2 protein-coding genes are annotated in these 26,846 nt (G+C 76.1%); both read left to right on the top strand.

Going from position 1 to position 26,846, the window contains the following annotated elements:
* Positions 1–3: 3 nt before the first annotated feature.
* A complete protein-coding gene (locus tag ACIF6L_RS16365) occupies positions 4–15,972 on the top strand; it encodes an SDR family NAD(P)-dependent oxidoreductase (protein ID WP_396487585.1) in 15,969 nt (5,322 codons plus the stop codon).
* A complete protein-coding gene (locus ACIF6L_RS16360; protein WP_396492530.1) occupies positions 15,969–26,840 on the top strand; it encodes a type I polyketide synthase in 10,872 nt (3,623 codons plus the stop codon). The genes ACIF6L_RS16365 and ACIF6L_RS16360 overlap by 4 nt, the downstream gene beginning before the upstream one ends.
* Positions 26,841–26,846: the final 6 nt, after the last annotated feature.

Genomic DNA, 26,846 nt, shown 5'->3' with positions numbered 1-26,846 from the left:
ACGATGGCCACGGACGAGAAGATCCTCAAGTACCTCAAGCGTGTCACGGCCGAACTGCACGACCTGCGTAAGCAGGTCCAGCGGAACGCGGACGAGCCGGTCGCGATCGTGGGCATGGCCTGCCGCCTGCCCGGCGGCGTGACCGGCCCCGAGAGCCTGTGGCAGCTGGTCAGTGAGGGCCGGGACGGCGTGTCGGCGTTCCCGGACGACCGCGGCTGGGACCTGGACGCGCTGTTCGACGACGACCCGGACAAGGCCGGCACCTCCTACGTCGCGCAGGGCGGGTTCCTGCGCGACGCGGGGAGGTTCGACGCCGAGTTCTTCGGGATCTCGCCGCGCGAGGCGCTCGCCATGGACCCGCAGCAGCGGCTGCTGCTGGAGACCTCCTGGGAGGCGCTGGAGCGGGCCGGCGTCGACCCGACCTCGCTCAAGGGCGCGGACGTCGGGGTGTTCAACGGGATCATGGGCGTCGACTACTTCTTCGGCGGCAACGTGCCGCCGGAGCTGGAGGGCTTCGCCGGGACGGGCGCGGCGGGCAGCGTGGCCTCGGGCCGGATCTCCTACGTGTTCGGGTTCGAGGGCCCGGCGGTCACCGTGGACACCGCCTGCTCCTCGTCCCTGGTGGCGATCCACCTGGCCGCCCAGGCGCTGCGCCGCGGCGAGTGCTCGATGGCGCTGGCCGGCGGCGCGACCGTGATGGCGACACCGCACACCTTCGTGGAGTTCTCCCGCCAGCGCGGTCTGGCCTCGGACGGCCGGTGCAAGTCCTACGCGGACGCGGCGGACGGCACCGGCTGGGCCGAGGGCGCGGGCGTGGTCGTGCTGGAGCGGCTCTCCGAGGCCCGCCGCAAGGGGCACCGGGTGCTCGCGGTGCTGCGCGGGTCGGCGGTGAACCAGGACGGCGCGTCCAACGGTCTGACCGCGCCCAACGGCCTCTCCCAGCAGCGGGTGATCCGCAAGGCGCTGGCGGCGGCCGGGCTCACTCCGGCCGACGTGGACGTGGTGGAGGGGCACGGCACCGGCACGGTGCTGGGCGACCCGATCGAGGCGCAGGCGCTGCTGGCCACCTACGGCCAGGAGCGCGAGCCCGGGCGTCCGCTCTGGCTGGGCTCGCTGAAGTCCAACATCGGCCACGCCCAGGCGGCGGCGGGTGTCTCGGGCGTGATCAAGATGGTGCAGGCGCTGCGGCACGGCGTGCTGCCCGCCACCCTGCACGTCGACGCGCCGTCCTCCCAGGTGGACTGGTCGGTCGGCGCGGTCGAGCTGCTCGACCGCAGCCGGCCCTGGCCGGAGGTGGACCGGCTGCGCCGGGCCGGGGTCTCCTCCTTCGGGGTCAGCGGGACGAACGCGCACCTGATCCTGGAGCAGGCGCCCGAGGACGAGGTGGAGCCCCTCGCGGGTGAGGCCGCGCCGGGGGCCGGGGCCGTGCCGCTGGTGCTCTCGGCGAAGAGCGCCGGGTCGCTGGCCGGTCAGGCCGAGCGGCTGACCGCCTTCGTCGGTGCGTCGGAACAGGAACTCCCGGACGTCGCCGCCGCGCTGGTGTCGCAGCGGGCGCTGCTGTCGGAGCGCGCGGTGGTGCTGGCGGGCTCCTCGGAGCAGGCGCTGGCGGGGCTGGACGCGCTGGCGCGCGGGGAGTCCGACGCCGCGCTGGTGACGGGCAGCGGTTCGGTCCCGGCCCGGACGGTGCTGGTGTTCCCGGGGCAGGGGTCGCAGCGGGTCGGGATGGGCCGTGAGCTGGCGGAGCGGTACCCGGTGTTCGCCGAGGCCTTCGATGCGGCGTGTGCGGCGTTGGACGCGCGGTTGGCGGGGTGGACCGAGCACCCGGTCAAGGACGTGGTGCTCGGCACGGCCGGATCCCTCGATCAGACCGTCTACACCCAGGCCGGGTTGTTCGCGGTGGAGACGGCGTTGTTCCGGCTGATCGAGTCCTGGGGCGTCCGGCCGGACGCGGTCATGGGCCACTCGATCGGGGAGATCACGGCCGCGCACGTGGCCGGGGTGCTCTCGCTCGGCGACGCGGCGGCGGTGGTCGCCGCGCGGGGCCGGCTGATGCAGGCGCTGCCCTCGGGCGGTGCGATGGTGGCGGTGGCAGCCACCGAGGCCGAGGTCGCCGAACTCCTCGGTGACGGCGTGGATCTGGCGGCGGTGAACGGGCCTTCGTCGGTGGTCCTCTCCGGTGAGGAGGCGGCCGTACTGAAGGCCGCGGAGCAACTGCGCGAGCAGGGCCGCAAGGTCAAGCAGCTGACCGTCTCGCACGCCTTCCACTCGGCGCTGATGGAGCCGATGCTGGCGGAGTTCGCCACCGCCCTGGCCAACGTGTCGTGGGGTGAGCCCAAGCTCGCGGTGATCTCCAACGTCACCGGCCGCGTCGCCGACCTGGGCCAACTGGCCGATCCCGCCTACTGGGTGGACCATGTGCGCCGCCCCGTCCGGTTCGCCGACGGCATCGCCACGGCGGCCGCACCCGGTGGCGCGGTGTTCGTCGAACTCGGCCCCGGCGCGGCACTGAGCGGCGTGGTGGACGAGACGGTCGACGGCCGAGCCGTGTCGGTGGCCGCGCTGCGCGACGGCCGCCCGGAGGTGCCCACCCTGCTGGCCGCGGTGGCCGAACTCTTCGTCCGGGGCGTCGCGGTGGACTGGGTGAAGACCCTCCCCGCCGGAGCCGGCGCCGCCCGGGTGGAGCTGCCCACCTACGCCTTCGACCACGAGTACTACTGGCTCCGGATGCTGGCTTCGGTGACCGACGCGGCGGCCCTGGGCCTGACCGGCGCCGGTCACCCGCTGCTCGGCGCGGTCGTCCAACTGCCGCAGTCCGACGGCCTGGTGTTCACCTCCCGGCTCTCCCTGCGCACCCATGACTGGCTCGCCGACCACGCCGTCGGCGGGGTCGTGCTCGTCCCCGCCACGGCGCTGGTGGAGCTGGCCGTCCGGGCCGGTGACGAGGTCGGCTGCGGCACCCTCGACGACCTGGTCGTCGAGGCGCCGATCCTCCTGCCCGAGCACGGCGGGGTCCGCGTCCAGGTCGCCGTCGGCGGCCCCGACACGCACGGCGCCCGCACGGTGGAGGTGTACTCCGCCCGCGAGGACGCCACGGACGCGTGGACCCGGCACGCCACCGGCACCCTGACGGCGACGAAGGACACCGACGGCCCGGAGTTCGACTTCACCGCCTGGCCCCCGGCCGGCGCGCAGCCGGTCGACCTCGGTGACCTCTACCCCGACCTGGTCGCCCAGGGCTACGCCTACGGCCCGGCGTTCCAGGGCCTGCGGGCGCTCTGGCGGCGCGGCGAGGAACTGTTCGCCGAGGTCGCCCTGCCGGAGGACCAGCACGACGATGCTGACCGCTTCGGCATCCACCCCGCGCTGCTCGACGCGGCCCTGCACCCGGGCCTGCGGGACACCGTGGCGGCCGACGCCGACCGGCTGTGGCAGCCGCTGCGCTGGAGCGGGCTGGTGCTGCACGCCACGGGCGCGGCGGCCCTGCGGGTGCGCCTGGCCCGGCTCGGCGCCGGCACGCTGGCCTTCGAGGCCGCCGACGAGACCGGTGCCGCCGTGCTGGCGGCCGACTCCGTGACGCTCCGCCCCGTCGCCGTCGAGCAGTTGGCCGCCTCGGCGGGCGCGACCGGCGGCGACGCGCTGTTCCGGGTGGAGTGGACCGAGCTGCCCCCGGTCGCCGCTCCGGCCGCCGTGCGGTGGACGGTGCTGTCCGGTGCGGCCGAGGTGGCCGCGCTCGCCGCCCCGGCGGACGGCGCGCCCGCGCCGTCCGTGGTGGTCCTGGACGCGGTCGGGGACGGTACGGACGAGCACGCGGTGCTCGGTCTGACCGGCCGGGTGCTGGCGGTCGCGCAGTCCTGGCTCGCCGCGTCCGGCCTCGAAGGCTCCCGACTGGTGGTGCGCACCCGGGGTGCGGTGCCCGCCGGTGGCGACGCCGGGGTGACGGACCCGGCGGGTGCCGCGGTCTGGGGCCTGATCCGGGTCGCGCAGGCGGAGAACCCGGACCGGATCGTGCTGCTGGACACCGAGACCGACACCGAGGCCGACACCGACCTCGGTGCCGTCCTCGCCGCCGTGCTGGCCACCGGTGAGCCGCAGGTCGCCGTCCGGGGGGCGGCCCTGTCCGCGCCGCGCCTGGTCCGCGCCACCGACGGCGCCGCGACCGACGGGCCTGCCGCGTTCGACCCCGAGGGCACCGTCCTGATCACCGGCGGCACCGGCTCGCTGGGCGCGCTGCTGGCCCGGCACCTGGTCACCGGGCACGGTGTCCGGCACCTGCTGCTGGTCAGCCGCCGGGGTCTCGGCGCCGAGGGCGCACCGGAGTTGGCGGCGGAGCTGGAGGATCTCGGCGCGACGGTGACCGTCACCGCGTGTGACGTGGCCGACCGGGAGTCGGTGGCCGCACTGCTCTCCGGCGTCCCGGCCGAGCATCCGCTGACGGGTGTGGTGCACACCGCGGGTGTGCTGGACGACGGGGTGTTCGGGGCGCTGACGGCGGAGCGGCTGGCCCGAGTGTTCGCCCCGAAGGTGACCGCGGTGCGGCACCTGGACGAGCTGACCCGTGAACTGGCGCCGGAGCTGCGCTCGTTCGTGCTGTTCTCGTCGGCGGCCGGGGTCTTCGGCTCGGCCGGTCAGGGCAACTACGCGGCGGCCAACGCCTATCTGGACGCGGTCGCCCACCGGCGCCGCGCCGACGGCCTGCCCGCCGCGTCGCTCGCCTGGGGCCTCTGGGAGCAGGCCGGCGGCATGGCCGCCCACCTCACCGAGGCCGACCAGACCCGGGTGAACCGGGGCGGGTTCCTGGCGATCGCCCCGGCCGAGGGCCTGGACCTCTTCGACGCGGGCCTGCGCGGCGGCCGGGCCGTGACCGTGCCGATCAAGCTCGACCTGCGCGCCGTCCGGGCCGAGGCCGCGTCCGGCCGCGGCGTCCTGCCCCTGCTGCGCAGCCTGGTGCCGGTCGGCCGGCGGGCCGTCCGGACCGCCTCCGGGCTGGCCGACCGGCTCGCCGGGCTGGCGGTGGCGGAGCAGGAGACGCTGCTGCTGGACCTGGTCCGCACCCATGTCGCGACCGTGCTCGGACACGCCGGCGCGGCGAACGTCAAGGCGGAGAAGGCGTTCAAGGACGCCGGCTTCGACTCGCTCACCTCCGTCCAACTGCGCAACCGGCTCCGCGAGTCGACCGGGCTCAACCTGCCCACGACCGTCGTCTACGACTACCCCACGCCGGTCGCGCTCGCCCGCTTCCTGCGCGAGGAGCTCGGCGACACCGCCGCCGCTGCCGCCGTCCCGACGGTGGTCGCGGCCGACCTCGACGAGCCGATCGCGATCGTCGGCATGGCCTGCCGGCTGCCCGGCGGCGTGGTCACCCCGGAGGACCTCTGGCGGCTCGTCTCCGAGGGCCGGGACGCGGTGTCCGGCTTCCCCGAGGACCGCGGCTGGGACGTGGGCGGCCTCTTCGACGACGACCAGGAGAGCATCGGCACCTCCTACGTCGACCAGGGCGGCTTCCTGCACGACGCGGGGCTCTTCGACGCGGGCTTCTTCGGGATCTCGCCGCGCGAGGCGCTGGCGATGGATCCGCAGCAGCGGCTGCTGCTGGAGATGTCCTGGGAGGCGCTGGAGCGGGCTGGGGTCGACCCCGCCGCGCTGAAGGGCCGGGACGTCGGGGTGTTCTCCGGCGTGATGACCCAGGGCTACGGGATCGGCGGCGTCATCCCGCCGGAGCTGAGCGGCTTCACCGCCACCGGCTCCGCGATGAGCGTGGCCTCGGGCCGGGTGTCCTACGTGTTCGGCTTCGAGGGCCCGGCGGTGACGGTGGACACGGCGTGCTCCTCCTCGCTGGTGGCGATGCACCTGGCCGCGCAGGCACTGCGGTCCGGCGAGTGCTCGCTGGCGCTGGCCGGTGGCGCGACGATCATGGCGACGCCGCACACCTTCGTGGAGTTCTCGCGACAGAAGGCACTCGCCCCCGACGGGCGGTGCAAGGCGTTCTCCTCGACCGCCGACGGCACCGGCTGGGGCGAGGGCGCGGGCGTCGTGGTGCTGGAGCGGCTCTCCGAGGCCCGGCGCAACGGACACCGGATCCTGGCGGTACTGCGCGGCAGCGCGATCAACCAGGACGGCGCGTCGAACGGTCTGACCGCGCCCAACGGCCCCTCGCAGCAGCGGGTGATCCGCAAGGCGCTGGCCAACGCGGGCCTGGCCGCCTCGGACGTCGACGCGGTGGAGGCGCACGGGACGGGGACCTCGCTGGGCGACCCGATCGAGGCGCAGGCGCTGCTGGCCACGTACGGGCAGGGGCGCGGGGACGGGGAGGCACCCCTCTGGCTCGGCTCGGTCAAGTCCAACGTCGGCCACACCCAGGCCGCGGCCGGGGTGGCCGGTGTGATCAAGATGGTGGAGGCGCTGCGGCACGGTGTGCTGCCGCCCACCCTGCACATCGAGGCCCCGACGCCGCAGGTGGACTGGTCGGTCGGCGCGGTGGAGCTGCTGACCGAGGCGCGGGAGTGGCCGGAGACCGGCCGCCCCCGGCGGGTGGGCGTCTCCTCCTTCGGGCTGAGCGGGACCAACGCGCACCTGATCCTGGAGCAGGCGCCCGAGGAGGAGCCGGCCGAGGTCGGGGCCGGCCCCGACGCCGTGGTGCCGCTGGTGGTGTCGGCGGCCTCGACGGCCTCGCTGGCCGGGCAGGCCGAGCGGCTGGCGGCCTTCGTCGAGGCGTCCGCGCCGGTCTCACCGGCCGCGGTGGCCGGTGTCCTGGCGACCCGGCGGGCGGCGCTCGGTGAGCGCGCGGTGCTGGTGGCGGGCTCGCGGTCCGAGGTGCTGGCGGGGTTCGCCGCGTTGGCGCGCGGGGAGTCGGCGCCGGGGTTGGTGACGGGCAGTGTGTCCGGTGCGGGCCGGACGGTGCTGGTGTTCCCGGGGCAGGGTTCGCAGTGGGTCGGGATGGGGCGTGAACTGCTGGACGCCTCCCCGGTGTTCGCCGAGCGGGTGGCCGCGTGCGCGGCGGCGCTGGACCCGTGGGTGGACTGGTCGCTGGAGGACGTGCTGCGCGGGGACGCGCTGGCCGAGCTGCTGGACCGGGTGGACGTGCTCCAGCCGGCGAGTTTCGCGGTGATGGTCGGTCTGGCGGCGGTCTGGGCGTCGGTGGGTGTGGTGCCGGACGCGGTGGTCGGGCACTCGCAGGGGGAGATCGGGGCGGCCTGCGTGGCGGGTGCGCTGTCGTTGGAGGACGCGGCGCGGATCGTGGCGGTGCGCAGCCAGGTGATCGCCGGTCAGCTGGCCGGTCGCGGGGGGATGGCGTCGGTGGCGCTCTCCGAGAGCGAGGCTGTGGAGCGGCTGGTGCGCTGGGCGGACCGCGTCGAGGTCGCGGCCGTCAACGGCCCGGCCTCGGTGGTCATCGCGGGTGACGCCGAGGCGCTGGACGAGGCGCTGGAGGTGCTCGCGGCCGACGGCGTGCGGGTGCGCCGGGTCGCGGTGGACTACGCCTCCCACACCCGCCATGTGGAGGCGATCGAGGAGACCCTGGCGGAGGCCTTCGCGGACATTCGCAGCCAGGCCCCGCTGGTGCCGTTCCTCTCCACCGTCACGGGCGAGTGGATCGACGAGGCCGGCGTGCTGGACGGCGGGTACTGGTACCGCAACCTGCGCGGTCAGGTCCGCTTCGGCCCCGCCGTCGCCGCCCTGCTCGAAGCGGGCCACACGGTGTTCGTGGAGTCGAGCGCCCACCCGGTGCTGGTCCAGCCGGTCAGTGAGATCGTGGACGAGGCCGGGGCCGAGGCCCTGGTCACCGGGACGCTGCGGCGGGACGAGGGCGGCCTGCGCCGCCTGTTCGCCTCGATGGCCGAACTCTTCGTCCGCGGCGTGGCCGTCGACTGGACCGGTGTGCTGCCGGCCGGCGCCGAGACCGCCCAGGTGGACCTGCCCACCTACGCCTTCGACCAGCAGCACTACTGGCTGCGGACCTCCCCGGCCACCGACGCGGCCTCGCTCGGCCAGGCCACCGCCGACCACCCGCTGATCGGCGCGGTGGTCCAGGTACCCGAGACGGGCGGCGTGCTCTGCACCTCCCGGCTCTCCCTGCACACCCACCCCTGGCTGGCCGACCACGCCGTCGGCGGCGCCGTGCTGGTGCCCGGCACCGGTCTGGTCGAGCTGGCGGTACGGGCCGGTGACGAGGTCGGCTGCGGCACGCTGGACGAGCTGGTGATCGAGGCCCCACTGGTCCTGCCCGAGCACGGCAACGTGCGGGTCCAGGTCACCGTCGGCGGCCCCGACGGGGCGGGCGCCCGCAGTGTCGGCATCTACTCGGTCCGCGAGGACGCGGCCGGGGACACCGGCGCGGACGCCTGGACCCGGCACGCCACCGGTACCCTGACGGCGACCTCGGACGCCGGCGGTCCCGCGTTCGACTTCACCGCCTGGCCGCCCGCCGACGCGGAGCAGCTGGGTGTCACCGGCGGCTACGAGCTGCTGGCCCAAGCCGGTTACGGCTACGGGCCGGTGTTCCAGGGCGTGCGGGCGGTCTGGCGACGCGGCGAGGAGCTGTTCGCCGAGGTCGCCCTGCCCGAGGACCAGCGGGACGCCGCCGGCCGGTTCGGCATCCACCCCGCGCTGCTCGACGCCGCCCTCCACCCCGTCATGCTGGACGTGGCGCTGGGGGACCCGACGGGCGTGAACCGGGCGGGCGACGAGTCCGAGGTGCACCTGCCGTTCGGCTGGAACGGGCTGCGGCTGCACGCGGCCGGTGCCTCGGCGCTGCGGGTGCGCCTGGTGCGGTCCGACGCGCAGACGCTCGCGCTGGAGGCCGCCGACGAGACCGGCGGAGCCGTCCTGACGCTCCGTTCGCTGGTCTCGCGCGCCGTCTCGGCCGACCAGCTGGGCAGCGCGGGCGGCGACGAAGGCCGCGACGCGCTGTTCCGGGTGGAGTGGACGGAGCTGCCCACCGGTACCGCTCCGGGCCTGGAACTCCCGCCGGCCTGGGTGCCGGTGGCCTCGCCGGACCACGTGGCCATGCTGACCAACGGCTCGGGCGTGCCCCCCGTGGTCGTCCTGGACGCGGTCGGGGACGGCCCGGACGAGTACGCGGTGCTCGGTCTGACCGCCCGGGTGCTGGACGTCGTCCAGGCCTGGCTGAGCACGCGGGGGCTGGACGCGGCGCGGCTGGTCGTGGTCACCCGGGGTGCGGTGCCCGCCGGTGGCGACGCCGGGGTGACGGACCCGGCGGGTGCCGCGGTCTGGGGTCTGATCCGGGTCGCGCAGGCGGAGAACCCGGACCGGATCGTGCTGCTCGACACCGACGCCGCCCCCGGGACGGACGTCGAACCGGTGCTCGCCGCCGTGCTGGGCACCAACGAGCCGCAGGTCGCGGTCCGCGGGACGACGATGTACGTGCCCCGGATCGCCCGGGCCACGGCCCCGGCCGACGAGGCCGCGGCGTTCGACCCCGAGGGCACCGTCCTGATCACCGGCGGCACCGGCACCCTCGGCGGCCTGCTGGCCCGGCGCCTGGTCACCGGGCACGGGGTCCGGCATCTGCTGCTGGCCAGCCGGAGCGGCCTGCGGGCCGAGGGCGCAACGGAGTTGGCGGCCGAGCTGACCGCGCTGGGCGCGACGGTGACCGTCACCGCGTGTGACGTGGCCGACCGGGAGTCGGTGGCCGCACTGCTCTCCGGCGTCCCGGCCGAGCATCCGCTGACGGGTGTGGTGCACACCGCGGGTGTGCTGGACGACGGGGTGTTCGGGGCGCTGACGGCGGAGCGGCTGGCCCGTGTGTTCGCCCCGAAGGTGACCGCGGTGCGGCACCTGGACGAGCTGACCCGTGAACTGGCGCCGGAGTTGCGCTCGTTCGTGCTGTTCTCGTCGGCGGCCGGGGTCTTCGGCTCGGCCGGTCAGGGCAACTACGCGGCGGCCAACGCCTATCTGGACGCGGTCGCCCACCGGCGCCGCGCCGCCGGCCTGCCCGCGATGTCCCTGGCCTGGGGCCTCTGGGAGCAGGCCACCGCGATGACCGCCCACCTCGACACCGCCGAGGAGGCCCGGACCGGCCGGAGCCGGAGCCGTTCGCTGGCCTCGGACGAAGGCCTGGACCTCTTCGACGCGGCGCTGCGCACCGGCGACGCGCTGCTCGTCCCGATCAAGCTCGACCTGCGGTCCATGCGCGCCGACGCGGCGGCGGGCCGCGAGGTGCCGCCGCTGCTGCGCGGGCTGATCCGGGCGAGCCGGCAGACCGCGCGGTCGGCGGCGGCCGACGGTACGGCCGGCCTGGCCGGCCGGCTGACCGGGCTGACGGTGGCCGAGCAGGAGGCGCTGCTGCTGGAGCTGGTCCGCGGCCACGCGGCGACCGTGCTCGGGCACGCGGGACCGGAGGGCGTGAAGACCGACACGGCGTTCCGCGACTCCGGCTTCGACTCGCTGACCTCCGTCGAGCTGCGCAACCGGCTGCGCGAGGCGACCGGTCTGAAGCTGCCCGCGACGGTGGTCTTCGACCACCCGACCCCGCTCGCCCTCGCCCGGCACCTGCACGAGGAGTTCGGCCACGTGGCCGCCGAGACCGGCGCGGCGGCGCCGGCGGTCGTGCTCGCCGACCCGTCCGAGCCGATCGCGATCGTCGGCATGGCCTGCCGCCTGCCCGGCGGTGTGGCGAGCCCCGAGGACCTCTGGCGGCTGGTCAGCGAGGGCCGGGACGCGATGTCCGGCTTCCCGTCCGACCGCGGCTGGGACCTGGACGGCCTCTTCGACGCGGACCCGGACAAGGCCGGGACCTCCTACGTGGACCAGGGCGGCTTCCTGCACGAGGCGGCGCTGTTCGACGGGGGCTTCTTCGGGATCTCGCCGCGCGAGGCGCTGGCGATGGACCCGCAGCAGCGCCTGCTGCTGGAGACCTCGTGGGAGGCGCTGGAGCGGGCGGGCATCGACCCGGCCACGCTCAAGGGCACCGACGTCGGCGTCTTCTCCGGCCTGATGGGCGCGGGCTACGGCTCGGGCAGCGACGTACCCGCCGAGCTGGAGGGCTTCGTCACGACCGGCGCCGGCAGCAGCGTGGCCTCGGGCCGGGTGTCCTACGTGTTCGGCTTCGAGGGCCCCGCGGTCACCGTGGACACGGCCTGCTCCTCGTCCCTGGTGGCGATGCACCTGGCCGCGCAGGCGCTGCGGACCGGTGAGTGCTCGCTGGCCCTCGCCAGCGGCGCGGCCGTGATGACCGGCCCCGGCGCGTTCGTGCAGTTCTCCCGCCAGCGCGGTCTGGCCTCGGACGGCCGGTGCAAGTCCTACGCGGACGCGGCGGACGGCACCGGCTGGGCCGAGGGCGCGGGTGTGGTGGTGCTGGAGCGCCTCTCGGAGGCGCGGCGCAAGGGGCACCGGGTGCTCGCGGTGGTCCGCGGCAGCGCGGTGAACCAGGACGGCGCGTCCAACGGTCTGACCGCGCCGAACGGTCCCTCGCAGCAGCGGGTGATCCGCAAGGCGCTGGCCAACGCGGGCCTGTCCACCGCCGACATCGACGCGGTGGAGGGCCACGGCACGGGCACCGTGCTGGGGGACCCGATCGAGGCCCAGGCGCTGCTGGCCACCTACGGGCGCGGCCGCGACCCGGAGCGGCCGCTCTGGCTGGGCTCGCTGAAGTCCAACATCGGCCACACCCAGGCGGCTTCCGGCGTGGCCGGTGTGATCAAGATGGTGCAGGCGCTGCGGCACGGCGTGCTGCCGCCCACCCTGCACGTGGACGCGCCGTCCTCGCAGGTGGACTGGACGGCGGGCGCGGTCGAGCTGCTGACCGAGGCGCGGGAGTGGCCGGAGACCGGCCGCCCCCGGCGGGTGGGCGTCTCCTCGTTCGGGCTGAGCGGGACCAACGCACACCTGATCCTGGAGCAGGTGCCGGAGGAGAACGCGGTGGAGCGGCCCGCCGTCGAGCCGACGGGTGTGGTCCCGCTGGTGCTGTCGGCGAAGAGCGCGGGCTCGCTGGCCGGGCAGGCCGACCGGCTGGCGCCCTTCGTCGAGACGTCCGGGGCGGGGACGGCGGAGATCGCCGCCGCGCTGCTGGTCCAGCGGGCGCTGCTGTCGGAGCGCGCGGTGGTGCTGGCGGGTTCGCCGGAGGAGGCGCTGGCCGGGCTGAGCGCCCTGGCGCGCGGGGAGTCCGCCGCCGGTGTCGTGACCGGGGGTGGCCAGGCCCGGACGGTCCTGGTGTTCCCGGGGCAGGGTTCGCAGCGGGTCGGGATGGGCCGGGAGCTGGCGGAGCGGTACCCGGTGTTCGCCGAGGCCTTTGATGCTGCGTGTGCGGCGTTGGACGAGCGGTTGGCGGGGTGGACCGAGCACCCGGTCAAGGACGTGGTGTTCGGTACGGCCGGATCGCTGGACCAGACCGTGTACACCCAGGCCGGGTTGTTCGCGGTGGAGACGGCGTTGTTCCGGCTGATCGAGTCCTGGGGCGTCCGGCCGGACGCGGTCATGGGCCACTCGATCGGTGAGATCACGGCCGCGCACGTGGCCGGGGTGCTCTCGCTCGGCGACGCGGCGGCGGTGGTCGCCGCGCGGGGTCGGCTGATGCAGGCGCTGCCCTCGGGCGGTGCGATGGTGGCGGTCGCCGCGACCGAGGCCGAGGTCGCCGAACTCCTCGGTGACGGCGTGGACCTGGCGGCGGTGAACGGTCCTTCGTCGGTGGTGCTCTCCGGTGCGGAGGCGGCCGTGCTGAAGGCCGCGGAGCAACTGCGGGAGCAGGGCCGCAAGGTCAAGCAGCTGACCGTCTCGCACGCCTTCCACTCGGCGCTGATGGAGCCGATGCTGGCGGAGTTCGCGGCCGTCCTGGCTAACGTGTCGTGGGGCGAGCCCAAGCTCGCGGTGATCTCCAACGTCACCGGCCGTCCGGCCGAGCCCGGCCAACTGGCCGATCCCGCCTACTGGGTGGACCATGTGCGCCGCCCGGTCCGGTTCGCCGACGGCATCGCCACGGCGGCCGGTCCCGGTAACGCGGTCTTCGTCGAGCTGGGCCCCGGCGCCGCGCTGAGCGGCGTGGTCGCGGAGTCCGCCGGTGAGCGCGCGGTCACGGTCGCCGCGCTGCGCGACGGCCGCCCCGAGGCGCACACCGTGCTGGCCGCGGTCGCCGAACTCTTCGTCCGGGGCGTCGCGGTGGACTGGGCGAAGACCCTGCCCGCCGGCCTTCCGGTCACCCATCTGGAGCTGCCCACCTACGCCTTCGACCACGAGCACTACTGGCTCCGGAGCGCTGCCGCCACCGACGCGGCCTCGCTCGGCCAGGGCCGGGCCGACCACCCGCTGCTCGGCGCCGTCGTCCAACTGCCGCAGTCGGACGGCCTGGTGTTCACCTCCCGGCTGTCGCTGCGCACCCACGGCTGGCTCGCCGACCACACCGTCGGAGGAGTGGTCCTCGTCCCCGGTGCCGCCCTGGTGGAGCTGGCCGTCCGCGCCGGGGACGAGGTCGGCTGCGGCACCCTCGACGACCTGGTCATCGAGGTACCGCTCCTCCTGCCCGAGCACGGCGGGGTCCGGGTCCAGGTCGCCGTCGGCGGCCCGGACGAGCAGGGCGCCCGCAAGGTCGAGGTGTACTCCGCCCACGAGGACGCGACGGAGACCTGGACCCGCCACGTCACCGGCACCCTCGCGGTGGCGCCCAGGGCGGGGGCCGAGCCGTTCGACACCGGGGCGTGGCCCCCGGCCGGTGCGGAGCCGGTCGACGTCGACGGCCTCTACACCGAACTCATCGCTCACGGCCACGAGTACGGACCGCTGTTCCGCGCCCTCCGGGCGGTGTGGCGGCGCGGCGACGAGGTGTTCGCCGAGCTCGCCCTGCCCGACGGGCAGCGGGACACCGCCGCCCGGTTCGGCCTGCACCCCGCGCTGCTGGACGCCGCCCTGCACCCCGCCCTGCGGGACGCGGCCGCGGCGGACCGGGACCGGACGTGGCAGCCGCTGGAGTGGCACGGACTGGCCCTGCACGCCGTCGGCGCCTCCGCGCTGCGGGTGCGGATCACCGAGGCCGGGCCCGACACGCTGGCACTGGCGGCGGTCGACGAGGCCGGCGGCCCGGTCCTGACGGCAGCCGCGGTGACGCTGCGGCCGCTCTCCGCCGAGCAGTTGGCGGTCGCGGCGGGCCCGGCCGACGACGACGGCCTGTACCGGGTCGACTGGACAGTGCTGCCCCCGGCGCCGCTGCAGGGCACCGGCACGGCGCCGCGGCGCGCGGCCGTCGCGACCGAGGCGGACCTCGCGGCCCTGACGGCCGGTGGGGACGTTCCCCCGGTCGTGGTCCTGACGGCCGTCACCGACGGCGAGGGGGCGGACGCCGTCCTCCCGCTCACCACCCGGGTGCTGGCGGTGGTGCAGTCCTGGCTGGCCGACGAAGCCCTGGAGGACTCCCGACTGGTGGTGCGGACCCGGGGCGCGGTGCCCGCCGGCGGCGACGCCGCGCTCACCGACCCGGCCGGCGCCGCCGTCTGGGGCCTGGTCCGGGCGGCCCAGGCCGAGAGCCCGGACCGGATCGTCCTGCTCGACCTCGACCCGGCCGCGCCGGACGACCTGGACACCGCGCTCGCCGCGGCGCTGCCGCTCGGCGAGCCGCAGGTCGCGGTGCGCGGGACGGCGCTGCACATACCGCGCCTGGCCCGGACCGCCGGCGAGGTGCCCGGCGGCGAACCGGCCTTCCGCCCGGACGGCACGGTCCTGATCACCGGCGGCACCGGCTCGCTCGGCGCCCTGACCGCCCGGCACCTGGTCGCGCGGCACGGCGTCCGCCACCTGGTCCTCGCGGGCCGGCGCGGCCCGGACGCCGACGGCGCGGCGGAGCTCGCCGCCGAGCTGGAGGCCGCCGGGGCCACGGTGTCGGTGGTGGCCTGCGACGTCACCGACCGGGAGGCGGTCGCGGCGCTCCTGGCCGCCGTGCCGGCCGGGCACCCGCTGACCGGCATCGTGCACGCCGCCCGGGTCTTCGACGCCGGGGTGATCGGCGAGGTCGACCCGGACCGGATGGCGCGGGTCTTCGCGCCGAAGGTGACCGCCGTCCGCCACCTGGACGAGCTGAGCCGCGAACTCGCCCCCGAGCTGGACGCGTTCGTCCTGATGTCCTCCGCCTCCTCGGTCTTCCTGGGCGCAGGCACCGGCGGCTACGCCGCGGCCAACGCCTATCTGGACGCGGTGGCGCACCGGCGCCGCGCGGCAGGCCTGCCCGGTACGTCCCTCGCCTGGGGTGTGTGGGCGCAGGCCGACGGCTCCGCCGACGGGCCCGGTCAGGACCGGAGCGGCCGCCGCGGCGGTGTCCGGCCCCTGACGGCCGAGGCGGGCACGACGCTGTTCGACGCGGCGCTGCGCACCGGCGAGGCCCTGCTGGTGCCGGTCGAGCTCGACCTGCGGGCGCTGCGCGCCGACGCCGCGCTCGGCGGCGGTGTCCCGCCACTGCTGCGCGGTCTGGTCCGCACCGGCCGGCAGGCCGTCCGGGCGGCCGCCGGTGACGGCGGCGGCGGGCTGGCCCGCCGGCTGGCCGGGCTCGCGCCCGCCGAGCAGCAGGCCCTGCTGCTGGACCTGGTCCGCGCCCGGGTGGCGACCGTCCTCGGTCACGCCGGGTCGGAGCAGGTCAGGCCGGAGACGGCGTTCAAGGACGCCGGCTTCGACTCGCTCACCTCCGTCGAACTGCGCAACCGGCTCCGGGAGGCGACGGGCCTGAGCCTGCCGGCCACGGTGGTCTTCGACTACCCGACGCCGCTGGCCCTCGCGCACTACCTGCACGACCGGCTGGACCCGTCCGGCGAGGCCACCGCCACCTCGCACCCGCTGCTGGTCGAACTGAGCAGGCTGGAGGCGATGCTGGCCGAGACACCGGCCGGTGACACGGCCCGCGCCCAGGTCGCCACCCGGCTCCAGGGCCTGCTGGCCACCTGGTCGACGGCGAACGGCGGCGGGGCGGCCGAGGAACAGATCGACTACGACACCGCCTCCGACGACGAGCTCTTCGACCTCATCGACACGGAGTTCGGCAGCTGACCGCCAACGGCACCCCCGCAGACCACCCGACGCCACAGCCTTCTAGGAGCCGAACTTCGATGGCGGATGAAAGCAAGCTTCGCGACTACCTCAAGCGCGTCCTCGCCGAAGCGCGCCGCTCCCAGCAACGCGTGCTGGAGCTGGAGGCCGAGAAGGCGGAGCCGATCGCGATCGTGGGCATGGCGTGCCGGCTGCCGGGCGGGGTGGCGGGCCCCGACGACCTGTGGCGGCTGGTCACCGAGCGCGGGGACGGCGTGTCGGGCTTCCCGACCGACCGCGGCTGGGACCTGGACGGGCTGTTCGACGAGGACCCGGAGAAGAGCGGCACCTCCTATGTGAGCCGGGGCGGCTTCCTGCACGAGGCGGGGCTGTTCGACGCGGGCTTCTTCGGGATCTCGCCGCGCGAGGCGGTGGCGATGGACCCGCAGCAGCGTCTGCTGCTGGAGACCTCGTGGGAGGCGCTGGAGCGGGCCGGCGTCGACGCGGCGGGGCTGAAGGGCTCGGACGTCGGCGTCTTCGTCGGAGTGATCAACGAGGGCTACGCGACCGGCGGCCCCGTCCCCCCGGAACTGGAGGGCTTCACCGGGACGGGGACCACCGGCAGCGTGGCGTCGGGCCGGATCTCCTACGTGTTCGGCTTCGAGGGTCCGGCGGTCACCGTGGACACCGCCTGCTCCTCGTCGCTGGTGGCGATGCACCTGGCCGCGCAGGCGCTGCGGCGCGGGGAGTGCTCGCTGGCGCTGGCCGGCGGTGCCACCGTGATGGCCGGGCCGGGCATGTTCATGGAGTTCTCGCGGCAGCGGGCGCTGGCGGCCGACGGCCGGTGCAAGTCCTACGCGGACGCGGCCGACGGCACGGGCTGGGCCGAGGGCGCCGGCATGGTGCTGCTGGAGCGGCTCTCCGAGGCGCGGGCCAACGGGCACCACGTGCTGGCCGTGCTGCGCGGGTCGGCGGTGAACCAGGACGGCGCGTCCAACGGTCTGACCGCGCCGAACGGTCCCTCGCAGCAGCGGGTGATCCGCAAGGCGCTGGCGGCGGCCGGGCTCACCCCGGCCGACGTGGACGTGGTGGAGGGGCACGGCACCGGCACGGTGCTGGGCGACCCGATCGAGGCGCAGGCGCTGCTGGCCACCTACGGCCAGGAGCGCGAGCCCGGGCGTCCGCTCTGGCTGGGATCGCTGAAGTCCAACATCGGCCACACCCAGGCCGCCGCCGGGGTGGCGGGCGTGATCAAGATGGTGCAGGCCATGCGGCACGGCGTGCTGCCCGCGACCCTGCACGTCGACGCGCCCAGTACCGAGGTGGACTGGTCGGCCGGCGCGGTGGAACTGCTCACCGAGGCGCGGGACTGGCCGGAGACCGGGCGGCCGCGCCGGGCCGGGGTCTCCTCCTTCGGCGTCAGCGGTACCAACGCGCACGTCGTCCTGGAGGAACCGCCCGCCGAGGCACCCGCCGAGCCGGACGCGGTGCGGTCCGCCCCGGGCGGTGTGCTGCCGCTGGTCGTCTCGGCGTCCTCGGCCGGCTCGCTGGCCGGGCAGGCCGAGCGGCTGGCGGCCTTCCTCGGGACCGCCGACGGGCCGGAACCGGCGGACGTCGCCGCCGCGTTGGCCACCGGGCGGACGGCGCTCGCCGAGCGCGCGGTGCTGGTGGCCGGTTCGACGGAGGAGGCGCTGGCCGGGCTGGGCGCCCTGGCCCGGGGCGAGTCCGCTCCCGGGCTGGTGACGGGCAGCGCGGCCGGGGCGGGCAAGCTCGTCCTGGTCTTCCCGGGGCAGGGTTCGCAGTGGGTCGGGATGGGGCGTGAACTGCTGGACTCCTCCCCGGTGTTCGCGGAGCGCGTCGCGGAGTGCGCGGCGGCGCTGGAGCGCTGGGTGGACTGGTCGCTGGAGGAGGTGCTGCGCGGCGAGGCCCCGGCCGAGCTGCTGGAGCGCGTCGACGTGCTCCAGCCGGCCAGCTTCGCGGTGATGGTCGGTCTGGCCGCCGTCTGGGCGTCCGTGGGCGTGCTGCCGGACGCGGTGGTCGGGCACTCCCAGGGCGAGATCGCGGCGGCCTGCGTGGCCGGTGCGCTGTCGCTGGAGGACGCGGCGCGGATCGTGGCGGTGCGCAGCCAGGTGATCGCGGGCAGCCTCGCCGGGCGCGGCGGGATGGCGTCGGTGGCGCTCTCCGAGAGCGAGGCCGTCGAGCGGCTGGTGCGCTGGGTGGACCGCGTCGAGGTCGCGGCCGTCAACGGCCCGGCCTCGGTGGTCATCGCGGGTGACGCCGAGGCGCTGGACGAGGCGCTGGAGGTCCTGGCGGCCGACGGGGTCCGGGTGCGCCGGGTGGCGGTGGACTACGCCTCCCACACCCGTCATGTCGAGGCGATCGAGGACACCCTGGCGAAGGCCTTCGCGGACATCCGCAGCCAGGCCCCACTGGTCCCGTTCCTCTCCACCGTCACCGGCGCTTGGGTCACCGAGGCCGGCGTGCTGGACGGCGGCTACTGGTACCGCAACCTGCGCGGCCAGGTCCGCTTCGGCCCCGCCGTCGCCGCCCTGCTCGAAGCGGGTCACACGGTGTTCGTGGAGTCGAGCGCGCACCCGGTGCTGGTCCAGCCCGTCAGCGAGATCGTGGACGAAGCCGGGGCCGAGGCCCTGGTCACCGGGACGCTGCGGCGGGAGGAGGGCGGTCCGCGCCGCCTGCTGGCCTCGATGGCCGAACTCTTCGTCCGCGGCGTGCCCGTGGACTGGACGGGCGTCCTGCCGACCGGCACCGCCCGCGTCGAGCTGCCGACCTACGCCTTCGACCACCGGCACTACTGGCTCCAGCTCGGCCCGGCCGCCGACGCGGCCTCGCTCGGCCAGGCCGCCGCCGACCACCCCCTGATGGGCGCCGTGACGGAGGTGCCGGAGACCGGCGGCCTGCTCGGCACCTCGCGGCTGTCGCTGCGCACCCACCCCTGGCTGGCCGACCACGTCGTCGGCGGTGCCGTGCTGCTCCCGGCCGGCGCCCTGGTGGAGCTGGCCGTGCGGGCCGGTGACGAGCTGGGCTGCGGCACCCTCGACGACCTGGTGGTCAAGGCCCCGCTGATCCTGCCCGAACAGGGCGGCGTCCGGGTCCAGGTGACCGTCGGCGGCCCCGACGGGAGCGGTGCCCGCAGCGTCGCCGTCTACTCCACCCGGGAGGACGCGGCGGGCGACACCTGGACCCGCCACGCCACCGGCACCCTCACCGCGACGACCAAGACCGCCGCCCCCCAGGCCGACTTCACCGTCTGGCCGCCAGCCGGGGCCCGGCCGGTCGACGTCGACGCCCTCTACGCCGACCTCGGCAGGCACGGCTACCAGCACGGCCCGGCCTTCCGGGGCCTGCGCGGGCTCTGGCAGCGCGGCGCGGAGACCTTCGCCGAGATCGCGGTGGACGAGGAGAGCCGGGAGGAGGCCGGGCGGTTCGGCCTGCACCCCGCCCTGCTCGACGCCGCCCTGCACCCGGCCCTGCGGGACACCGCGGTGGCCGACGGCGCCGCGACCGGCGCCCGGGTCTGGCAGCCGCTGGCCTGGCAGGGGCTCGCCCTGCACGCCGTCGGCGCCTCCGTGCTGCGGGTGCGGATCGCGCCGCAGGGCGGCGACGCCCTGACGGTGGAGGCGGTCGACCCGGCCGGCGGCGTGGTCCTGACGGCGGACTCGGTGGAGCTGCGGCCGCTGACCGCCGAGCAGTTGACGGCCGGCCCGGGCACGGCGGGCGCCGACTCGCTGTTCCGCGTCGAGTGGAGCGACCTGCCACCGTCCACGGTGGCGGCGGCCGACCGGCCGGTCTGGGTCGCGGTGTCCGACGCGGCCGGGATCACCGCGCTGGCCGACGGCGCGGGCCCGGAGGCGGCGCTCCCCGCCGTGGCGGTCCTGGACGCCGTGGCGGACGGCACCGACGGCGTCGACGCCGCGCTCGTCCTGACCAACCGGGTGCTGGCGGCCGTCCAGGCCTGGCTGGCCGCGCCCGGACTGGAGGAGGCCCGGCTGGTCGTCGCCACCCGGGGCGCGGTCGGCGCCGGCGCGGACGGCGCGGTCACCGACCCGGCCGGTGGCGCGGTGTGGGGCCTGATCCGCGCCGCCCAGACCGAGAACCCGGACCGGATCGTCCTGCTCGACCTCGACCCCGCCGCGGACCTCGACCTCGGCCCGGTGCTGGGCACGGCGCTCGCCACTGGGGAGCCCGAACTGGCCCTGCGCGGCACGGCGCTGTCCGTCCCGCGGCTCGTCCGCGCCGCACCGGCCGCCGGGGCCGACGGCGGGACGGGTACCGGCCTCGACCCCGAGGGCATCGTCCTGATCACCGGTGGCACCGGCTCGCTGGGCGGGATCCTCGCCCGGCACCTGGTCGCCGACCACGGCATCCGGCACCTGGCGCTGGTCAGCCGGCGCGGCCCGGCGGCCGAGGGCGCGGCCGAGCTGGTCGCCGAACTGAAGGGGCTCGGCGCGACGACGGTCGCGGTGGAGTCCTGCGACGTGACCGACCGGGCTGCCGTGGCGGACCTGCTGGCCGACGTGCGACGCGCCGGGCGCCGGCTGACCGCCGTCGTGCACACCGCGGGCATCGCCGACGCCGGTGTCATCGGCTCGTTGGACCCCGAGCGGGTCGCCCAGGTCTTCGCCCCGAAGGTCACCGCGGCCCAGCACCTGGACGCCCTGACCCGCGAACTCGCCCCCGACCTGGACGCGTTCGTGGTCTTCTCCTCGGTCTCCTCGGTGTTCCTCGGCGCGGGCACCGGCAGCTACGCGGCCGCCAACGCCTTCCTGGACGCCCTCGCCCACCAGCGCCGGGCGGCCGGTCTGGCCGCGACCTCGCTGGCCTGGGGCCTGTGGAACCAGACCGCCGGCGGTATGGCAGCCGGCATGGACGACCTCACCCGCAGCCGGATGAACCGACGCGGCGGCGTGCTGGCGATGACGGCCGAGGAGGGCATGGACCTCTTCGACGCGGCCCTGCGCACCGGCGAGGCGCTGCTCATGCCGGCCAAGCTGGACCTGCGGGCGCTGCGCGCCGGCGCCGCGGCCGGCCGGGACGTCCCGACCCTGCTGCGCGGTCTGGTGCGGACCGGGCGGCAGCTGGTGCGGGCGGCCTCGGGGGACGGCGGCGGCGGGCTGGCCGGTCGGCTGGCCGGGCTGGCGGCGGCCGAGCAGGAGACGCTGCTGCTGGAGCTGGTCCGCGGCCACGCGGCGACCGTGCTCGGGCACGCGGGGCCCGACGCGATCAGGAGCGGGACGGCCTTCCGGGACTCCGGCTTCGACTCGCTGACCTCCGTCGAGCTGCGCAACCGGCTGCGCGAGGCGACCGGTCTGAAGCTGGCCGCGACGGTGGTCTTCGACCACCCGACCCCGCTCGCGTTCGCCCGTTACCTGCACGCCGAGTTCGGACTCGTCGCCGACGGGACCGCCGCGGCGGCGACGGCGGTCGCGCCCGCCGACCCGGACGAGCCGATCGCGATTATCGGCATGGCCTGCCGGCTGCCCGGCGGCGTCGGCAGCCCGGCGGACCTCTGGCGGCTGGTCAGCGAGGGCCGGGACGCGATGTCCGGCTTCCCCGAGGACCGCGGCTGGGACGTGGCGGACCTCTTCGACGCCGACCCCGGAAAGGCCGGCACCTCCTATGTGAGCCAGGGCGGATTCCTCTACGAGGCGGGGCGGTTCGACGCCGGGTTCTTCGGCATCAGCCCGCGGGAGGCGCTGGCGATGGACCCGCAGCAGCGGCTGCTGCTGGAGACCTCGTGGGAGGCGCTGGAGCGGGCCGGCATCGACCCGCTCTCGCTGAAGGGCACGGACGTCGGGGTGTTCTCCGGTGTCATGGGCCAGGGCTACGGCGCCGGCGGCGCGGTGCCCGCGGAGCTGGAGGGCTTCACCGGCACCGGCGGCATGGGCAGTGTGGCCTCCGGCCGAGTGGCCTACGTCTTCGGGTTCGAGGGCCCGGCGGTCACGGTGGACACGGCCTGCTCGTCGTCGCTGGTCGCGATGCACCTGGCCGCGCAGGCGCTGCGCCAGGGCGAGTGCTCGATGGCGCTGGCCGGCGGTGCGACCGTGATGGCCACCCCCGGCACCTTCGTGGAGTTCTCCCGCCAGCGCGGCCTGGCGACGGACGGCCGGTGCAAGTCCTACGCGGACGCGGCGGACGGCACGGGTTGGGCCGAGGGCGCGGGTGTGGTGGTGCTGGAGCGGCTGTCGGAGGCGCGGCGCAAGGGGCACCGGGTGCTCGCGCTGGTGCGCGGGTCGGCGGTCAACCAGGACGGCGCGTCCAACGGTCTGACCGCGCCCAGCGGGGTCTCCCAGCAGCGGGTGATCCGCAAGGCGCTGGCCAACGCGGGCCTGACCGGCACCGAGGTGGACGTGGTCGAGGGCCACGGCACCGGCACGGTCCTGGGGGACCCGATCGAGGCGCAGGCGCTGCTGGCCACCTACGGCCAGGACCGGGAGCCGGGGCGGCCGCTCTGGCTGGGCTCGCTGAAGTCCAACATCGGCCACACCCAGATGGCCGCCGGGGTGGCCGGTGTGATCAAGATGGTGGAGGCGCTGCGGCACGGTGTCCTGCCGCCCACCCTGCACGTGGACGCGCCGTCCTCGCAGGTGGACTGGACGGCGGGCGCGGTCGAGCTGCTGACCGAGGCGCGGGACTGGCCGGAGACCGGCCGCCCCCGCCGGGTGGGTGTCTCCGGCTTCGGGGTCAGCGGGACGAACGCGCACCTGATCCTGGAGCAGGCCCCGGTCGAGGCCGAGGCGCAGGCCGTCGCGGTCGAGGCCGCTCCGACGGGTGTGGTCCCGCTGGTGCTGTCGGCGAAGAGCGCGCGGTCGCTGGCCGGGCAGGCCGACCGGCTGGCGCCCTTCGTCGAGACCTCCGGGGCGGGGACGGCGGAGATCGCCGCCGCGCTGCTGGCCCGGCGGGCGCTGCTGTCGGAGCGCGCGGTGGTGCTGGCGGGTTCGCCGGAGGAGGCGCTGGCCGGGCTGAGCGCCCTGGCGCGGGGCGAGCAGAGCCCGGTGCTGGTGACCGGGACCGCCGGTGAGGCGGCGCGCACGGTGCTGGTGTTCCCGGGGCAGGGTTCGCAGCGGGTCGGGATGGGCCGGGAGTTGGCGGAGCGGTACCCGGTGTTCGCCGAGGCCTTCGACGCGGCGTGTGCGGCGTTGGACGAGCGGTTGGCGGGGTGGACCGAGCACCCGGTGAAGGACGTGGTGTTCGGTACGGCCGGATCGCTGGACCAGACCGTGTACACCCAGGCCGGGTTGTTCGCGGTGGAGACGGCGTTGTTCCGGCTGATCGAGTCCTGGGGCGTCCGGCCGGACGCGGTCATGGGCCACTCGATCGGGGAGATCACGGCCGCCCATGTGGCCGGGGTGCTCTCGCTCGGCGACGCGGCGGCGGTGGTCGCCGCGCGGGGCCGGCTGATGCAGGCGCTGCCGTCCGGCGGCGCGATGGTGGCGGTCGCCGCGACCGAAGACGAGGTCGCCGAACTCCTCGGTGACGGCGTGGACCTGGCTGCGGTGAACGGGCCTTCGTCGGTGGTCCTCTCCGGCGAGGAGGCGGCCGTGCTGAAGGCCGCGGAGCAACTGCGGGAGCAGGGCCGCAAGGTCAAGCAACTGACCGTCTCGCACGCCTTCCACTCGGCGCTGATGGAGCCGATGCTGGCGGAGTTCGCCACCGTCCTCGCCGAGGTGGTCTGGCGCGAACCGAGGCTCCCGGTGATCTCCAACGTCACCGGCCGACCGGCCGAGCCCGGCCAACTGGCCGACCCCGCCTACTGGGTGGACCACGTGCGGCGCCCGGTCCGGTTCGCCGACGGCATCGCCGCCGCGGCCGGGGACGGCACCGCACTGTTCGTCGAACTGGGCCCCGGCGCCGCGCTCAGCAGCGCGGTGGCGGAGTCCGCCGGCGACGGCGCGCTCTGTGTCGCGGCCCTGCGCGACGGCCGCCCCGAGGCGCACACCGTGCTGGCCGCGGTGGCCGAACTCCTCGTCCGGGGCGTCGCGGTGGACTGGTCCGGCCTCCTGCCCGCCGACCCGGGCCACCTGGAGCTGCCGACCTACGCCTTCGACCACCGGCAGTACTGGCTGCAACCCGCCCCGGCCGCCGACGCCGCCTTCCTGGGACTGACCGGGACCGACCACCCGCTGCTCGGCGCGGTGATGCACCTGCCGCAGAACGACGGCCTGGTGTTCACCTCCCGGCTCTCGCTGCGCACGCACCCGTGGCTCGCCGACCACGCCGTCGGCGGCGTCGTCCTGCTGCCCGGCACCGGCTTGGTCGAGCTGGCCGTCCGGGCCGGCGACGAGGCCGGCTGCGGCGCCCTGGACGAACTGGTCATCGAGGCACCGCTGGTGGTGCCGGACCACGGCGGCGTCCGGGTCCAGGTCGCGCTCGGCGGCCCGGACGAGCGGGGCACCCGGACGGTGGAGGTGTACTCCGCCCGGGAGGACGCGGTGGAGGCCGGTACGGACGGCTGGACCCGCCACGCCACCGGCACCCTGCGGCTGGCCGGGACCGGCGCCGCACCGGAGTTCGACCTCACCGCCTGGCCGCCGTCCGGCGCCCAGCCGGTCGAGGTCGATGTCGAGGGCTTCTACGCCGACCTGATCCGGCTCGGCTACACCTACGGCCCGTCGTTCCAGGGCCTGCGGGCGGTCTGGCGGCGCGGCGAGGAGGTCTTCGCCGAGATCGCCCTGCCGGAGGACCACCGCGAGGGGGCGGGCCGCTTCGGCATCCATCCCGCGCTGCTCGACGCCGCCCTGCACGCCAACGGCTTCGTCCGCCCGGCCGATGCCCCCGCGGCGGCGGACGAGCCCCGGACGGTCCTGCCGTTCGCCTGGAACGGGCTCACCCTGCACGCCGTCGGCGCCTCGGCGCTGCGGGTCCGGGTGGCACCGTCGGGCCAGGACGCGGTGTCGCTCCAGGCCGCCGACGAGACCGGCGGTCCGGTCCTGACGCTGGACTCCCTGGTGTTCCGCGCCGTCTCCGCCGAGCAGTTGGAGGCGGCGGCGGGTGCGCCGGGCGGCGACTCGCTGTTCCGGGTGGAGTGGACGGCCCTGCCGTCGCCGCCGCCCCTCGCGGCCGCGCCGAGCCGGGTGTCCGTCGCCACCGCCGACGAGGTGACCGCGCTGGCCGCGGAGGGCGGGGTGCCGGACGCCGTGGTGCTGACGGCGGCCGGTGCGGACGCGCTGGAGCTCGGCACCCGGGTGCTCGACGTGCTCCAGGCGTGGCTGGTCGCTCCGGTCCCGGAGGCCTCCCGGCTGGTCGTGGTGACCAGGGGCGCGGTGCCCGCCGGTGGCGACGCCGCGGTGACCGACCCGGCCGGCAGCGCCGTCTGGGGCCTGGTCCGGGCCGCCCAGGTGGAGAACCCCGACCGGATCGTGCTGCTCGACACCGCTGCCGGCACCGACGCCGATGCGGTCCTCGCCGCCGTGCTGGCCACCGGTGAACCGCAGGTCGCGGTGCGCGGCCCGGTGCTCTCCGCGCCGCGCCTCGCCCGGGCCGGTATCGCCCGGGGCACCGAGCCGGTGCTGGACCGGGCGGGGACGGTGCTGGTCACCGGTGGTACCGGGTCGCTGGGTGCGGTGCTGGCCCGGCACCTGGTGACCGAGCACGGGATCCGGCATCTGGTGCTGACCAGCCGGCGGGGCCTGGAGGCCGATGGTGCCCGGGAGTTGGTGGCCGAGCTGCACGCGCTCGGCGCCGAGTCGGTGGCGGTGCCGGCCTGTGACGTGACCGACCGGGACGCGGTGGCCGCACTGCTCGCCTCCGTGGTCGACGAGCGCCCCCTGACGGCCGTCGTGCACACCGCGGGCGTCCTGGACGACGGGGTGATCGGCGCGCTGACGCCCGAGCGGCTGGCCCGGGTCTTCGCCCCGAAGGTGACCGCCGTCGGCCACCTGGATGAGCTCACCCGCGAACTCGCCCCCGACCTGGCGGCGTTCGTCGTCTACTCCTCCGCCTCCGGCCTGTTCGGGTCCGCCGGCCAGGGCAACTACGCGGCGGCCAACGCCTACCTCGACGGCCTGATGGCCAGGCGCCGGTCGGCCGGCCTGCCGGCGCTCTCGCTCGCCTGGGGCCCGTGGGAGCAGAGCGCCACCGGGATGACCACCGGCGCCGAGGCGGCCGGGCGCACCCGGACGAACCGCCGCGGCGGCATTCTCGCGCTCGGGCCGGCGGAGGGCACCGCGCTGTTCGACGCCGCGCTCGGCGCGGACGAGGCGCTGCTGGTGCCGATCAAGCTGGACCTGCGGGCGATCAGGGCCGAGGCCGCGACCGGCGGGGGAGTACCGCCCCTGCTGCGCGGCCAGGTGAGGGCCGGCCGCCAGGTGGCCCGGGCCGCGTCCGGCGACGGCGGCGACGGCCTGGTGCGCCGGCTCACCGGGCTCGCCCGGGCCGACCAGGAGGCCCTGCTGGTGGACCTCCTGCGGGCCCAGGTCGCGCTGGTCCTGGGCCACACCGGACCGGACGGGGTGGTGGCCGGGACGTCCTTCAAGGACGCCGGATTCGACTCGCTCACCTCGGTCGAGCTGCGCAACCGGCTCCGCGAGGCCACCGGCCTCAATCTGTCCGCCACCGTGGTCTTCGACTACCCGACCCCGCTCGCCCTGGCCCGCCACGTGCACGGCGAGCTGCTCCCGGACGGCGCGGCGAGCGGCCCGGAAGTGGACGAGGACCGGCTGCGGCACGCCCTGGTCTCCCTCCCGATGGCCCGATTCCGGGAGGCCGGGCTGATGGAAGCCCTGGTCAGGCTGGTCGCACTGGACACCGGCGGACCGGCGGCCGACGCGGCGGACGAGGACGACCGGCCGGGCACGCTCGCCGACCTGGACGTCGACGACCTCGTCCAACTGGCGCTCGGCGGCGACGACGACGAGGGCCTCGAAAGCTGATGCGGT

This window comes from Kitasatospora sp. NPDC086009 (genome assembly GCF_044540385.1).
In the GTDB taxonomy this organism is placed as follows: Bacteria; Actinomycetota; Actinomycetes; order Streptomycetales; family Streptomycetaceae; genus Kitasatospora.
This window is presented reverse-complemented; position numbering and strand designations above follow the sequence as displayed.

Coding starts and splice junctions, on each gene's coding strand:
- ACIF6L_RS16365 (WP_396487585.1), top strand. CDS start 4: ATGGCCACGGACGAGAAGATCCTCAAGTACCTCAAGCGTGTCACGGCC.